Genomic DNA, 14,329 nt, shown 5'->3' with positions numbered 1-14,329 from the left:
GTCAGTACGCCTTCACCGCGCCGTCGAGTGCGGACTGCAGTTCGTCGCGCACCACCCGCGTGATCTCCGCGGGCTTGGTGGGCAGTTCCGGGACCGGCACCCCGAAGTAGAAGCTGGCCGAGTACGCCTCCTCCTTGGTGGGTTCCACCCGGGGATCGGGTCGCGGGCCGTAGCTCAGCCCCAGGCTCACCAGCACCGGATCCGCGCCGAGCTTCTTGGCTCGGAAGGCGATGTGCCCGATGCCCGTTCCGACCTGCTGCACCTGGGCCGGGTCCACATCGTTGCAGGTGCCCTCCGGGAACACCGCCACCCCGTCCCCGCGCGCCATGCGCTCGGCGCAGATGTCGATCATGCGCTGTCCGGCCGCGTTCACCGCCCGCAGCCCGTGGTCCTTGCCGCGGAAGACCGGGATGCCGCCCATCATGTCGATGCGGGAGCGCAGCTTCGGTTCGATGAACAGTTCGTCCTTGGCCAGCACCCGGGTGCGGCCGATGACCGGGCGCAGCCCACTGCGCCAGGCCGCGGCGGCGACGGTGTACGGATCCAGCTGCGAGAGGTGGTTCACCGCGATGAGCAGTGGCCGCTTCTGGGAGATGAACTCGCGCAGCTTTTCCCGGGCGCCGGGCGCGTAGCTCACCCGGGGACGGTAGCGACGTCCCAACAGCCAGTAGGCCGCCCGCGCCTTCAGCAGGTTCTGCTGGTCATCGCGATAGAAGTCGTAGACGGCAGCACTGTTCTCGAGGATCACCTCGGGACGTTCCATACGGTCACCCTAGCTACCAACCGCAAGGTATGCGGGACAAGTTTTTCGGGCTCCGCGCACACCCGCTACGGCACAAATGGGTAACCAGCAAATTATGCAACGCAATTACCCTGTCTCAGTGCGATGATGGCGGGGTGGCACGCGCAGAGGAACACGGTGACCGTTCTCGACGCGAATTCCGGCACGAGGACCAGGTAGTTCGCCCGGGCACCTTGCTGGTGTCCGCAACCGATCTGGTGGAGCCGTCTTTCCGGCGGTCCGTGGTCTACATCCTCGAACACAATGACGGCGGCACCTGGGGCGTGGTCCTCAACAAACCCAGCGACACCGCCCTGCACGACGTGCTGCCGAACTGGTCCGAACTGGCCGCCGGCCCCCGCGCCCTCTACATCGGCGGCCCGGTGAAACGCGATGCGGCGCTGTGCCTGGCCACCATCAAGGTGGGTGCGTCCATCGCCGGTCTGCCGGGGGTGCGCCGGGTCGACGGCCGGGTCGCCCTCATCGACCTGGACTCCGATCCCGACCAGATCGACGGCATCGTGGAGGGCGTCCGCGTCTTCGCGGGCTATGCCGGATGGACCTTCGGGCAGCTGGAAGGCGAACTGGACCGCGGCGATTGGATCGTGCTGTCGGCGCTGCCCTCCGATCCGCTGGCCGGTCGCGGCGACCTCTGGGCCCAGGTCCTGCGCCGCCAGCCCCTCCCCCTGTCCCTATTGGCGACCCATCCGATCGAACTGGAACGCAACTAGGATCGTGGATTCGGTATGGCATACACGCCGTCCGGTACGCGACAACTGATCTGGTGACCTATGGGTAACTCACCGGGTACGCCCAGAACTCGACCGGCTCCGGACCGCCGGTCCGGTGATCGAATGGAGTGGCTCTCAACCGTCGGCAAAAGACGCGGAGAGGCGGGTTAGCGCGATGCCGGAGGATCAGGCCGCTTTGCTCCGCGCGCTGTACGAAGAGCACGCGGCGGCACTGTGGCGCTACACCTACGGGTTGGTCGGGGATCCGGGCCGGGCCGAGGACATCGTGCAGGAAACCCTGCTCCGTGCCTGGCAGCGGCCCAATGTGCTGGATCAGTCGACGAGCTCGGCCCGCGCCTGGCTCTTCACGGTGGCCCGTAATCTGGCCGTGGACGAGCATCGCAGCGCGCGCAGCCGGCGCGAGTTCCGCACCGATCATCCGCCGGAGGTACCCGAACCGGATAAAACCGATAGGGCCCTGGACGGGTGGCTGGTGGCGGACGCGCTGGCGCGGCTGAGCATCGATCACCGCGATGTGATCGTCCGTGCCTACTACCGGGGTCTGTCCACACATCAGATCTCGGAGGAGCTGGAGATACCGGAGGGCACGGTCAAGTCCCGGATGCACTACGGCATGCGGGCATTGCGATTGGTGTTGCAGGAAATGGGGGTGACGAGATGACCGAGGGCCATGAGCTCTGCGATGGCTACACCACGTGGGATGGCGCGTACGTGCTCGGCGCTCTCGCCCGGGACGACCGGCGCGAGTACGAGGAGCATCTGACCGGATGCGACGCGTGCCGCACGGCGGTGACGAAACTGGCCGGGCTGCCCGGCCTGCTGGCCCTGGTGGATCCGGATACCGCGCTCTCGATTGCGGCGCAGGAGGATCCGCCCGAGACCGTGCCGCCACCGCCCGAGCGGTTGCTGCCGACGCTGGCGGTGCAGGCCGCCAAGCGGAGGCGCCGGGGGCGAGGGTGGACGATCGGCGGACCGGTGGCGGCGGCGGCCGCGGCGGTGATGATCGCGGTCCCGGTGACCGCGACCGTGGCCCGCGACCCCGGAGCGGCGGTGGTGCAGCAGGTGGTGGCGCAGGGTCCGCTGAAACCGCAGAGCGACACCCCGATCCAAGCGACCTACAAGGTGATCACCATCAACGGCCAGACCCGGGTCGACATGTGGTGCCAGTACCCGCCCGCCCAGGACAAGGACGACGCGACGTACATGTGGACGCTGTCGATGTGGGTGACCCGCGCTGACGGGATACAGGACAAGCTCGCCGAGTGGACGGTCAAGCCCGGTCAGACGCTGACCCCGGACGGAACCACCTCGGCCTCGCCGGAACAGTTGAAGACGGTGGAGATCCGCAACATGTCCGGCAAGGTCCTCTTGGCGGCGGGTATCTGAGCTACTTGGTCTTGCGGCGGAAAGTCGTTGTGGACCAGAAGTATCCGGCCACACCGATCACCACGCACCAGCCGACGGCCAGGATGCCGTTGTGCCCGATCGGCCCGCCCATGAGCAGCCCGCGCAGGGTCTCGGTGATGGGCGTGAAGGGCTGGTATTCGGCGAACTGCTTGACCCCGGCGGGCATGGTGTCGGTGGGCACCAAGCCGCTGCCCAGGAAGGGCAGGAACAGGATCGGGGTGGGCATGTTCGACGCGCTCTCCGGGGTCTGGGCGATCAGGCCGAAGGCGACGCCGAGCCAGTTCAGGGCGAAGACGGTCAGGGCGATGAGCCCGAAGGCCGCCAGCCACTCCACCGCGTTGGCGTGCGGCCGGAAGCCGATGGCCAGTGCCATCAGCGTCATGGCGATGACGCCCAGCATGCCCTGGATGAGGGTGCCCACCACCTGCCCGGTCAGCACCGAGGCATGCGAGAAGTGCATGGTGCGAAAGCGATTGATGATGCCCTTGGTCATATCGGTGGCCATGCCGACGGCGACGCCCGCGACCATGTAGGCCGGGATGATGAGCATCATCCCGGGCGTCAGGTAGTCGATGTAGCGACCGCCGGTGGAGGATTTCAGCGCGCCGCCGAACACGAAGTTGAACAGCAGCAGCAGGAACACCGGCATGATGATCAGCGCGAAGGTCATGCTCGGATAGCGCTTGGCGTGCACCAGGTTACGGCGCAGCATGGTCTTCGAGTCGGCGAACGAGGTTGTCAGGGTCGTCATTTGGAGGTCTCCTTCTCCGAAACGTGGCCGCCGGTCAGGGCCAGGAAGACGTCGTCGAGGTCCGGGGTGTGCACCGACAGGCCCGCGGGTTCCACCCGTGCGGCGTCGAGCCGGTCGATCACCTCGCGCACCGAGCGCACCGCGCCGTCGCTCGGGATGGCCAGCGTGAGATCCCCGTTCACCTGCGAGGCGTCGCCGAAAAGGCGGGTGGCGGATTCGAATTCGGCCCGATCGGTGAAGTCCAGGCGGATGTAGCCGCCGGGCACCAGCCGCTTGAGCTGATCGGCGGTGCCCTCGGCGACCAGTCGGCCCTGGTGCAGCACCGCGATGCGGTCGGCCAGCTGGTCGGCCTCCTCGAGGTACTGGGTGGTGAGGAAGATGGTGACACCGCGCGCGGTGAGCCCCCGGATGACGTCCCACATGCCCCGGCGGCTGCGCGGGTCCAGGCCGACGGTGGGCTCGTCGAGGAAGATGATGCGCGGATCGCCGACCAGCGTCATGGCCAGGTCGAGGCGGCGCGTCATGCCGCCGGAGTAGCTGGAGGCGACCTTGTCGGCGGCCTCCTCGAGATCGAAGGTGGCCAGCAGTTCCGCTGCGAGCCTGCGGCTTTCGGCGCGCGGCAGATGGTGCAGGTCGCCCATGAGCAGCAGGTTCTCGCGGCCGGTCAGCAGTTCGTCGACGGCCGAGAACTGGCCGGTGACGCCGATGACCGAGCGCACGCCGTCGGGTTGAGCGCCGGGATCGTAACCGCCGACCGAGATTTCGCCGCCGTCGGCGCGTTTCAGGGTGGACAGGATCTCGACCGTGGTGGTCTTGCCGGCGCCGTTCGGGCCGAGCAGCGAGAACACGCTGCCCTCCGGGACGGAGAAGTCGATGCGGTCGAGCACGATGTGCTCACCGAAGGATTTGCACAGGCCCGTGACCGCGATGGCCGGTGCCGCACTGTGGTTCATGAGTCCCCTCTCGTTCATCAATAGATAGGCATGAATGCATAAGTCATCCAGGCCGTGACCGCCGAGGCATGCGGCCAAAGTATTCAGGTTCAGCTATTCACTTGTGCTACAGGGTTTTTCGACTAGATATCGAGATCCTCGACCTGCGGGTGCTGGGTGGCGTCCACGACCCGGGCGTAGAGTTGATCGGGGATCTTCCCCTTCAGGTCGTCGATCGTGTCGAAGACCTCCAGGGTGAAGTCACCCCAATCCTGTTCGCCCAGACCGAGAAAACGACGCCACTGCCGCCAGTCCTTGAGGACGTTGGTGTCGGTCGGGAACTCCGACCAGTTGGAGAAGTGGCTGTGCACCGCATACGCGCCTTTGCGGGTGCGGTACACCCGGATGTCCTCGATGCGCTCGTTGGCCATCTGGTGCCAGTGGGTCAGCAGCTGACCGGAGAACCGGACCTGCCGGACCCCGTCCTTGCCCACCTTGAGGGTCACCTCGTCGTAACCCTGTTGCCGCCCCTCTTCGAGCTCGATGAAGCGCCGCAGTGCCGTCACGATCGCGCCCGACAGATTGCCCCCAACCAGTTCCTGCGCGCGCTGAAACAGCTTCAGGTCGTCATCGGATACGTAAATCGTCTTGTTCGGCATGCCCCAACTATACGTAGACGTATACATACATGGCAAGGCTTGCCGTGAAAGGCGAAGATTGAACCGGTAGCTACTCGGATTTCGTATCCCGGATGAGGGTACTCGGGCACCGGTGGTGGCCACTCCCGGATGAGGGTACTCGGGCACCGGTGGTGGCCACCGAAAGGAAGCGCCCATGCATAGCGGTACACGGGTCGCGGACCACCTGGTCAGGGCGGTTTCTGCGCTGGGTGTCGGGCACATCTTCGGCGTCGACGGGGCGAATATCGAAGATCTGTACGACGCGGCCTTCGATCATCGGCGACTGGTCACGGCGGTCGTGGCCAAGCATGAGTTCGCCGCCGCGACCATGGCCGACGGGTACGCGCGATCCACCTCCGGGCTCGGGGTCGTGTGCGCGACCTCCGGTGGCGGCGCGGTCAATCTCGTCGCCGGGCTGGCCGAGTCCTTCGCCTCCCGGGTCCCCGTGCTGGCGCTGGTCGGGCAGCCTCCGACGGTCCTGGAGGGCAAGGGCGCCTTTCAGGATTCGAGTGGGCAGGCCGGCGCCTTCGACGCGGTCGCGCTGTTCACGCCGATCTCGCACTATTGTGCGCGCGTCGAGGCCCCCGCCGACCTGCCCGCGCAGCTCACCCACGCGGTCGCCGCGGCCCGGCGCGGCGGGCCCGCGGTGCTGTTGCTGCCCAAGGACATTCAGCAGGCCGACCTGGTGGCGCCCGACTTCGTGCCGCCCTCGCGCGCCTATCGCCGCGATATCGAGAACCTGTGGCGGGTACTGGACATCGTGCGCGGCGCCCGCGCCACCGGGAAGATCGTGATCATCGCCGGGGACCAGGTGGCCCGCGACGAGGCGCGCGGCGAGCTGGCGAGCTTCGCCGCCGCGCTGGACGCCGCCGTCGGGGTCGCGCCCGACGCCAAAGACGTTTACCACCACGCGGATCCGGGCTTCTGCGGCGTCTCGGGCAGCATGGGCAATCCGGAACTGCTCGACGCGCTGCGAGGCGCGGCGCTCGGCCTGCTGATCGGCACCCGCATGCCGGTCACGGCGCGGGCCGGGCTGGAGGACGCGCTCGCGAACGTGCCGCTGGCCGCCGTCGGCGCGCTGCCGCCGTTCCTGCCCGCCCGGCACGCGCACAGCAACGACCTGGCCAAGACCCTCGCCGAGATGATCGGCGAATTGGATTCCGGCGCGGTCGATCCCGTGGCCTCGAGCGTTCCGATGCGGCCGCGAACCGCGCCGGAGCCGACGCTGACCCCGCTGCCGGTGCCGCCCTCCGACGGTCCGGGGCTGCGCTATGGGGAGGTGGTCGAGACCATCAACGACGCGCTGCCCGAGGGCTCGGACGTCTTCGCCGACGCGGGCAATACCGGTGCGGCCGTGGTGCATCACCTGCGGCTGCCCCGCGACGGGCGCTTCACCGTGGCGCTGGGCATGGGCGGGATGGGCTATGCGTTCGGGGCCGGGATCGGTTCCGCCTTCGCCCGCCACCGCCGCCCCGACGGCACCCCGCGGCGCACCTACGTGATCGCGGGCGACGGCGCTTTCTTCATGCACGGCATGGAAATTCACACCGCCATCGAGCACCGGCTGCCGATCACCTTCGTGGTGTTCAACAACAACGCACACGCCATGTGCATAACCCGCGAACAGCTGTACTACGGGGATCGATACAGCTTCAATAGATTTCGTCCCGCGTATCCGGGCGCGGGCATGGCCGCGATGTTCCCGGATCTGTGCACCCATGCACCGGAGTCCCTGACCGAGCTCGCCGCGGCCCTGCGGCACTGCGCCGGTCGCGAGGGCCCCTCGTTCGTCAGCGTCGACTGCGACCCCGACGAGATTCCGCCGTTCACACCGTTCCTGACGTCCCCTGGGAGGTAATCCGTGACCACCAGCGCCCTGCCCGCACTCAGCGATATTCCGGAGGTCGTGCCCGGCGTCCTGCGCATCGAGAACTCCGATCGCGACGCCACCACGCCCATCATCCTGGACATGCTCCGGTCGGTGTATCCACACGACCAGGTCTTCGGCGACTACTGCCCGGTCCAGGGCTATATCGATGCCCCGCCACGGGATCTGTACGAGTACCTCGCCGACACCCGGTGCCTGGAGGAATGGACCTACAGCCTGCGCGGCTTCACCGAGACCGAGGAGCCCGGGCTGTGGGTGTCCTACGACCGGCTGGGCGACAACACCAAGATCTACACCCGTACCGTCGCGAATCCGGACGCCATGACCGTGGACTACCACTGCGCCTGGGATCAGAGCGACCACCTGTGGATGATCTATCTGATGCGGGTGGTCGACGCCCAGGTGGTGTTCGACAAGCCGGGATCGGTGGTGCTGTGGACGAATTGCCACCACCCGTTCTACGACAAGAACCCCTACAAGGACACCGCGCCGGACAAGCGCAAGGTGTGGGTCGGGGATTTCTGGGAGATGTTCTCCGCCGGGCACCAGCTGGAGCTCGACAATCTGAAGGCCATCGCGGAATACCGCGCCTCGCACGGCCTACCCATCAAGCCCGACTGGATGCTGAATCCATCGGAACAGAAGTGAGCTGTGCACCATGGACTTCACAGATCCGTCCCTGAGGACGCCGCCTGTCAGCCTGGTCGACGTCGCCGGGTATCTACCCGGTGAGCCGGTCGGCACCGAATATTTCACCCAGTTCTCGCGCTCGGACCGGATGGCCAAGAACGTGATGTTCCGCGCCCCCAAGGGTCGCCATCACGTGGCCCGCGACGAGACGGCCGTGGACATGATCGAGCGCGCCACCGCACCGCTCATCGATCGCCATGGCGCGCAGGAGATCTCCGATATCGACGTGCTGCTCACCCACACCCAGCTGCCCGACAATCCGGTGCTGGGCGCGGGGCCGGAGGTGGCGCGGCGGCTGGATATGAAGCCGCGCTGGGTCTTCGACATCCACAATGGCGGCTGTGCGGCATTCATCCACATGATGTGGATGGCCCGCATGATCCTGCAGACGACCGACGCGCGCACCGCGCTCATCGCCTGCGCCCAGAACTGCGCGGGCCCGGTGTTCACCCAGCCCGATATTCGCGGGCTCGCGCAGGCCCCGGTCCCCGGCGACGGGTGCGGGGTCGGCCTGCTGGTGAAGAACAACTCCGCCCCGATCCTCGACATCGAGTGCCGGACCTATCCGGAATTCGCCGGGGACATGGAATTCAGCACCAACGGCGAACGCAAGTACTGGGAACCCGGCGAGGGCCAGGGCTGCGTGACCTTCACCGAATCCAAGGTGGCCAAGGTGATGACGCGCGGCAATCGGCTGGTGCCGGAGGTGGCGCAGGCGGTGTGCAAGCGCATCGGGATCAAGTCCCGCGATATCGACACCTTCGTCACCAACCAGCCCAACCGGCTGTTCCTGCGCAACTGGAACGAGGCCATGGAGCTGCCGCCGGAGCGGCATCCCGACACCTTCGACAGCTGCGGGAACCTGTTCGCGGCGGGCATTCCGGTCACCCTCGACACCGAGAACCGGGCGGGGCGGCTGCGCAATGGGTCGGTGGTGCTGATGGCGGCGTTCGCACACGCCGGAGACTTCGCGGGGGCGGCGGCCGTGCGCTGGGGGGCGGCGCGATGACACAACCGGTGCACTGGCCTTCGGGGTTTCGCGGCAGTGAGGTGGCCGCCGGTGCGCCGACGATCCGCCACGATCTGAGCCTGAGCGAAAACCCGTTTCCACCATTGCCTTCCGTGGTCGAAGCACTCGAGGGCTGCCTCGAGCGGGCCAACCGATATCCGGAGTTCCTGCCCCGGCAGCTGCCCAAGGTGATCGCCGACCACGTGGGCGTGCGCCCCGATCAGGTGGTGGTGGGCGCCGGGGCGACCGGGGTGGCCATGCAGATCATGCAGACCCTCCCCCGGGCCGGATCCGGATTCGTTTACGCCGCACCGACTTTCGACGGCTATCCGATCATGGCGAACATGATCGGGCTGCGGCCGGTGGCGGTGCCGCTGGATACCCACGGCCGCCAGGATCTGTGGGGCATGGCGCGTGCCGTGGACGAGCGCACCGGGCTGATCGCCCTCTGCCGACCGCACAATCCGACCGGAACCGTGGTACCCGCCAGCGAATTGAAGGCGTTCCTGTATTCGGTTCCGGTCAAGGTTCCGGTCGTGCTCGACGAGGCGTACGTCGAATTCCTCGGCGCCACCGACACTCTCGACCCTCTCGAACTCATCGGCCGCCATCCCAATGTGCTGGTGCTGCGCACCTTCTCCAAGGCGTACGGGCTGGCCGGGCTGCGCATCGGCTACGCGTTCGGCGCGCCGGAGCTGGTACGCCGGGTGCACCGGCTGCAGCTGCCGTTCGGGGTGCCCGCCACCGCGGTGGCCGCGGTGCGCGCCTCCTACGCCGCGGAAGCCGAACTGGGCGAACGGATTCTGCGCATCACCACCGAACGCGAACTGCTGCGGGCCGAACTGCGGCGCGGCGGCATCCGGGTACCGCGCAGCAGCGCCAACTTCCTGTACCTGCCCGGCCGCGACATCGCGCCCGCGCTGGCCCGCGCCGGAATCGTGGTCAAGCGCTATCCGGACGGCAGCGCCCGCATCGCCGTCGGCGACCCGGCCGCCGACCGGGCCGTGCTGCACGCGCTGGCCACCCGGCCCTCGGCGGGCGGGCGCTCGCTGCGTCACGAGGACAGCCGCTTGCTCGAGCTCACGGCGCGCTACGAGCCCAGCGCTGTGCGAGGGCGGCGCACGTGATCAGCTGAATCTGGTGGAACATCATGAGCGGCAGCACGATCAAGCCCACCGGGTGACCGGCGAAGAGCACCGTCGCCATGGGCAGTCCGGTGGCCAGGCTCTTCTTGGAACCGCAGAACACCACCGTGATCCGGTCGGCGCGATCGAATTTCGCCGCCTCGCCGATGAATCCGGTCGACACCAGCACGATGCCCAGGATCGCGCAGCACACCAGCGCCAGCAGCAGAATCCGCCACGGCGACATGGCATGCCAGATGCCCTCGACCATGCCCGCGCTGAAGGCGCTGTAGACCACCAGCAGGATGGACCCGCGATCCACCAGCTTGGTCGGCTCGGCGTAGCGGGACAGGAAGCCCTTCACCTTGGGGCGGATGAGCTGGCCGAGGAAGAACGGCACCAGCAGCTGCAGCACGATGTCCACCACCGCCGAAGGATCGACCCTCGCCTGACCGGTGGTGTTCATCAGCAGGATGACCAGCGCGGGAGTCAGGAAGACGCCCAACAGGTTCGACACGGTGGCGCTCACGATCGCGCCCGCCACATTGCCCTTGGCGATGGAGGTGAAGGCGATCGAGGACTGCACCGTCGACGGCACCAGGCACAGGAACAGCACACCGGTGTAGAGATCGCTGGTGAGCACGTGCGGCACCAGCACGCGCGCGGCCAGGCCGATCACGGGGAAGAGCACGAAGGTACAGGCGAGCACCGTCAGGTGTAGTCGCCAGTGCTTCAGGCCCGCGATCGCCTCCTTCGGAGCCAGCCGCGCCCCGTAGAGCAGGAACAGAAACGCGATGGCGACCTTCGTCAACCAGCTCACAACCTCGGCGGCCTCATCCCTGGCCGGGAAGATACTGGCCAGCAGGACCATCGCAAGGATCGACAGGATGAACCCGTCTATATAGAACTTGCTGAGGAATCGCACCGAAACAGGCTAAACACCCGAATTCCTGGGGATAACACAGCACCCGGACGGGCGGGATACTGGTGGGGATCGATAATCACGACGCATTCCGAGGGGGGAATCGTCATGGTCCTGCGGACCGCCGCGGCCTCGACCGCGACCGATACCTGGGGGATATCGGGCCCGGACTTCCTCCGGTTCTATCTCATCGCCGCCGGGCTGGCGGTGCTGTTCGGATTCGCATGGCGGACGGCCGTGCAGCGCTGGCCCATTGGCCGGCAGCCCGCCGAGCAGCTGCGGCCCAGTGAAGCCGCCATGCTGGCGGACGACCGTCGACCGATCCTGGCCGCGCTGGCGCAATTGCGCGGCCACCGGCTGGTCGGCGCCACCGGTAAGCCCGTCACCCGGCCCGAGCCGACCGATCCGGCGAGCCTGGATCCCTTCTCCGAGAACCTTCATGCCTACCTGCGCAAATACCCGCTGACCCGACGCATGTCCGAGCTGGAGGCGGCGACCGGCACGGCGACCGAGCACTTGCGCCGCGACCTCGCCGAACGCGGCTACCTGTTCGGCGAGAGACGGCGAAATGCCCTGTGGGCGGGATTGATTCCGCTGGCGGCGCTGATACTGCTGGGCCTGGTCCGGGTGATCGCGGGCATGATCGGCCATCACTCGGTCGCGTTCCTGGAGGATTCGCTGGTCGCGCTGGCCGTGCTGGTCTGGCTGGTGGGCCGGCCGCCGCGCCTGACCCACCGCGGCCGGATGGCCCTGGCCCGCGCCCGCTCGCAGAACCGGCACCTGCGCCCGGCCAACTCCCCCGCGTATTCCGCCTACGGACCCGACGCCGCCGCGCTCGCGGTCGCGCTCTTCGGCGCCGGGGCGCTGTGGAGTTTCGCTCCGCAGCTCGCCGGGGCCGTCGACGCGACGACCGGTAGCTGGATTCACGGCAGTGCCGGGAGCTCGTGCAGTTCGGGCGGCTCCGGCGGGTGCGGTGGAGGTGGCGGGGGTGGCGGCTGCGGAGGCGGTGGCTGCGGGGGAGGCGGATGCGGCGGCTGAACGCCCCGCATCGGATAACGCCGAACCCGAAGCGCCGCGATACTGGTGGTGATCGACAGTAACGACGACTCCCGAGGGGAATCGCCATGGTCCAGTGGACCGCAGCGGCCGCGCCCGCGCCCGACACCTGGGGGATTTCGGGCCCGGCCTTCCTGACCTTCTATGTGATCGCCGGTGTGCTGGCGGTGGCGTTCGGATACGCCCGGCGGGCGAGCATCTTTCGCGCGATCGATCCGGCCTGGCCGCCCGCGGGACCGTTGCGGCCCAGCGAGACCGCCATGCTGGTCGACGACCGCAGACCGGTGCTGGCGGGGCTCGCGCAATTGCGCGGGCACCAGCTCATCGACTCCACCGGCAAGCCGGTGCGGACGCCCAGCACCGCCGAGCAGAACCAGCTGGATCCCATCTCCGGCACGCTGTACACGCATCTGCTCGGCACCGAACGGCGACGTGTCCCCGAAATGGTCCTGGCGACCGGCACCGCCGTGCGCGGGCTGCGCGAGAGCCTCGTCACGCGCGGCTACCTGTTCGGCGAGCGGCAGCGAAAATCGCTGTGGTCGGCCCGGATTCCCTTGATCGGGCTGCTCGTGCTGGGCTTCGCGCGGTTGTTCGCCTCGAACCGTCATCCCGTCGGGTTCCTGATCGTCGCCATGATCATGCTGGCCGTCCTCACCTTGCTGGTGGGGCGAGCACCGCGCCTGACCCAGCGCGGGCGCGACGCCCTCGACGGCGCCACGGCGAGCAACCGGCACCTGCGCCCGGCCAACGCACCCGCCTATTCCGCGTACGGTCCCGACAGCGCCGCCCTCGCCGTCGCGCTGTACGGAGCCATGGTGCTGTGGGCGCTCGATCCCGCGCTCGCCGGGGCGGCCGACATAGCCGCCGCGGGTGCTGGAAGCAGTGGCAGCAGTTGCGGTTCCGGGTCGAGCTGCGGCACCAGCGACAGTGGCAGCGGTAGCAGCTGCGGGAGCTCCAGCAGTTGCGGGAGCAGCTGCGGCAGTAGCTGTGGAGGAGGGTGCGGCGGATGACCGGAAGCCCACTGTCATCGGGCGCGCTGGGCATCGGCTGGCGGCGCGAGATCTGCGGCATGATCGCGGACCTGGACGGCATCGGATTCTGCGAGGTGATCGCGGAAAGCTTGGCGGCGAACGACTCCGGGCGATCCGGCGGTCGGCGCGGCCGGGCCCCGCGTGGGCTCGGCGGTATCGCCTCCGGCGGCGATGCGGTCCGTCGCGGACCGGGTGTCACCGTGCCCGAGGAGCTCGTGGCCCTCCTCGACCGAGACATTCCCGCTGTGCCACACGGCATCTCGCTGTCTCTCGGGAGCGCGGAACCGGTGGACGATCGGCGGGTCGCCCACCTCGCGGACTGCGCGCGGGCATTGGGCTCACCGCTGGTGAGCGAGCACATCGCGTTCGTGCGCGCGGGCGGCCTCGAGGCAGGGCATCTGCTGCCGCTCCCCTGCACCGGTGAGGCACTGGACGTGTTGGAGCGCAATATCTTCCGCACCATGAGCCAGCTCGACGTGCCGCTCGCGGTGGAGAACATCGCCGCGCTGTTCGAGTGGCCGGACGCCGAGTACACCGAGGCCGAGTTCCTCCAGGAGCTGGTCGAGCGTACCGGGGTGTATCTGCTGCTCGATATCGCCAACGTCTATGCCAACGCGCGCAACGCCGCTCGGGATCCGCTGGCCGAACTGCTGCGCCTGCCCGCCGAACGCCTGGCCTACTGCCATATCGCGGGCGGGCACGAATCCGGCGGCCGTTACATCGACACCCATACGCACCCCGTCCCGGCCGAGGTGCTGGACCTGGTGGCCGAATTCGCGCCGGGTCGCACGGTGCCGCTCATGCTCGAACGAGACGGAAACTATCCGCCCGCAACCGAACTGCTCACCGAGCTCAATGCGATTGCCACGGCCGCCGGACGGCCGCCGATCACCGTGCGCTCCGATTCGGTTCCGGCATGAGCGGCATCGATCCCGGCATGCGTGACATGGATTCCGGTATCCGCGGCCCCGCCGATCCGGCCGCCCGCACGCTGGCGCAGCGGCAGGCGGAGGTGGTGCGTGCGCTGGTGGCCGGGGACGAGCCGCCGCCCGGATTCGACGCGGCCGACCTCGCCGCCACCGCTCACGGGCTGCTGCACAAACGCGCCGAGGAGGTGCGGCGGCGCTTTCCTCGTCTCGTGCATGCCGCCGGAGCCGATTTCACCGCCCGCTATGTCGAGTGGGCTCGGACGCGGCCGAAGACGACCACCGCCGACGATGCCGCCGCCTTCGCCCGGGAGCTGGGTCTACCCGAACCACATGCGAAGCGTCGACCGTTGTGGCGAACTCTCGGCAAGTGAGCTCGG

Annotated in this window: 16 protein-coding genes; 11 read left to right on the top strand and 5 right to left on the bottom strand. The window is 68.2% G+C overall.

The window, feature by feature from the left end:
- Position 1: 1 nt before the first annotated feature.
- Positions 2 to 763: a lysophospholipid acyltransferase family protein gene (locus GPX89_RS22790; protein WP_157389601.1), complete on the bottom strand. Its 762-nt coding sequence runs from the start codon at positions 761 to 763 to the stop codon at positions 2 to 4.
- Positions 764 to 897: 134 nt separating this feature from the next.
- Here GPX89_RS22790 and GPX89_RS22785 point away from each other — a divergent pair, with 134 nt between their 5' ends.
- The 3 genes from GPX89_RS22785 (at position 898) to GPX89_RS22775 (ending at position 2,919) form a co-directional block, all read left to right on the top strand.
- A complete protein-coding gene (locus GPX89_RS22785) occupies positions 898 to 1,512 on the top strand; it encodes a YqgE/AlgH family protein (protein WP_328602188.1) in 615 nt (204 codons plus the stop codon).
- Positions 1,513 to 1,687: 175 nt separating this feature from the next.
- Positions 1,688 to 2,194: a sigma-70 family RNA polymerase sigma factor gene (locus GPX89_RS22780; RefSeq protein WP_157389599.1), complete on the top strand. Its 507-nt coding sequence runs from the start codon at positions 1,688 to 1,690 to the stop codon at positions 2,192 to 2,194.
- Positions 2,191 to 2,919, top strand: coding sequence for a zf-HC2 domain-containing protein (locus GPX89_RS22775; RefSeq protein ID WP_157389598.1), 729 nt, complete (start codon positions 2,191 to 2,193; stop codon positions 2,917 to 2,919). Before GPX89_RS22780 ends, GPX89_RS22775 begins: the two co-directional genes overlap by 4 nt.
- Position 2,920: 1 nt before the next feature.
- Here GPX89_RS22775 and GPX89_RS22770 read toward each other — a convergent pair whose 3' ends face one another.
- The 3 genes from GPX89_RS22770 to GPX89_RS22760 form a co-directional block, all read right to left on the bottom strand.
- Positions 2,921 to 3,691, bottom strand: coding sequence for an ABC transporter permease (locus tag GPX89_RS22770; RefSeq protein WP_157389597.1), 771 nt, complete (start codon positions 3,689 to 3,691; stop codon positions 2,921 to 2,923).
- The gene (locus GPX89_RS22765) at positions 3,688 to 4,644 is read right to left on the bottom strand and encodes an ATP-binding cassette domain-containing protein (RefSeq protein WP_157389596.1); all 957 of its coding nucleotides are present in this window, start codon (positions 4,642 to 4,644) and stop codon (positions 3,688 to 3,690) included. Before GPX89_RS22765 ends, GPX89_RS22770 begins: the two co-directional genes overlap by 4 nt.
- A gap of 122 nt (positions 4,645 to 4,766) precedes the next feature.
- Positions 4,767 to 5,282: an EXLDI protein gene (locus GPX89_RS22760; RefSeq protein ID WP_157389595.1), complete on the bottom strand. Its 516-nt coding sequence runs from the start codon at positions 5,280 to 5,282 to the stop codon at positions 4,767 to 4,769.
- Between the two features lie 175 nt (positions 5,283 to 5,457).
- Between GPX89_RS22760 and GPX89_RS22755 the strand changes: the two genes are divergently transcribed.
- From GPX89_RS22755 to GPX89_RS22740, 4 genes are read left to right on the top strand one after another with little or no spacing between them, the layout of a single operon-like run.
- On the top strand, positions 5,458 to 7,161 hold the full coding sequence (locus GPX89_RS22755) for a thiamine pyrophosphate-binding protein (RefSeq protein WP_157389594.1): 1,704 nt from the start codon (positions 5,458 to 5,460) through the stop codon (positions 7,159 to 7,161).
- A 3-nt stretch (positions 7,162 to 7,164) separates the two neighbouring features.
- Complete coding sequence (locus tag GPX89_RS22750; RefSeq protein ID WP_328602187.1) at positions 7,165 to 7,839, top strand: SRPBCC family protein; 675 nt, start codon at positions 7,165 to 7,167, stop codon at positions 7,837 to 7,839.
- A 10-nt stretch (positions 7,840 to 7,849) separates the two neighbouring features.
- Positions 7,850 to 8,890, top strand: coding sequence for a 3-oxoacyl-ACP synthase III family protein (locus GPX89_RS22745; RefSeq protein WP_157389593.1), 1,041 nt, complete (start codon positions 7,850 to 7,852; stop codon positions 8,888 to 8,890).
- Entirely contained in the window at positions 8,887 to 10,017 is a 1,131-nt protein-coding gene (locus tag GPX89_RS22740; RefSeq protein WP_157389592.1) for an aminotransferase class I/II-fold pyridoxal phosphate-dependent enzyme, read from the top strand. The genes GPX89_RS22745 and GPX89_RS22740 overlap by 4 nt, the downstream gene beginning before the upstream one ends.
- Here the strand turns inward: GPX89_RS22740 and GPX89_RS22735 are convergent.
- Positions 9,971 to 10,939 (bottom strand): bile acid:sodium symporter family protein, encoded by a 969-nt coding sequence (locus tag GPX89_RS22735; RefSeq protein ID WP_328602186.1) that lies wholly within the window; start codon positions 10,937 to 10,939, stop codon positions 9,971 to 9,973. The genes GPX89_RS22740 and GPX89_RS22735 overlap by 47 nt on opposite strands.
- Positions 10,940 to 11,044: 105 nt before the next feature.
- Here GPX89_RS22735 and GPX89_RS22730 point away from each other — a divergent pair, with 105 nt between their 5' ends.
- From GPX89_RS22730 to GPX89_RS22715, 4 genes are all read left to right on the top strand, one after another.
- Complete coding sequence (locus GPX89_RS22730) at positions 11,045 to 11,974, top strand: TIGR04222 domain-containing membrane protein (RefSeq protein ID WP_157389591.1); 930 nt, start codon at positions 11,045 to 11,047, stop codon at positions 11,972 to 11,974.
- 86 nt (positions 11,975 to 12,060) lie between these two features.
- The gene (locus tag GPX89_RS22725; RefSeq protein WP_157389590.1) at positions 12,061 to 13,002 is read left to right on the top strand and encodes a TIGR04222 domain-containing membrane protein; all 942 of its coding nucleotides are present in this window, start codon (positions 12,061 to 12,063) and stop codon (positions 13,000 to 13,002) included.
- A complete protein-coding gene (locus GPX89_RS22720) occupies positions 12,999 to 13,943 on the top strand; it encodes a DUF692 domain-containing protein (protein WP_157389589.1) in 945 nt (314 codons plus the stop codon). Before GPX89_RS22725 ends, GPX89_RS22720 begins: the two co-directional genes overlap by 4 nt.
- Entirely contained in the window at positions 13,940 to 14,323 is a 384-nt protein-coding gene (locus GPX89_RS22715; protein WP_157389588.1) for a hypothetical protein, read from the top strand. The genes GPX89_RS22720 and GPX89_RS22715 overlap by 4 nt, the downstream gene beginning before the upstream one ends.
- The last annotated feature ends 6 nt before the right edge of the window (positions 14,324 to 14,329 follow it).

This window comes from Nocardia terrae, from assembly GCF_009760405.1.
In the GTDB taxonomy this organism is placed as follows: domain Bacteria; phylum Actinomycetota; class Actinomycetes; order Mycobacteriales; family Mycobacteriaceae; genus Nocardia; species Nocardia terrae.
This window is presented reverse-complemented; position numbering and strand designations above follow the sequence as displayed.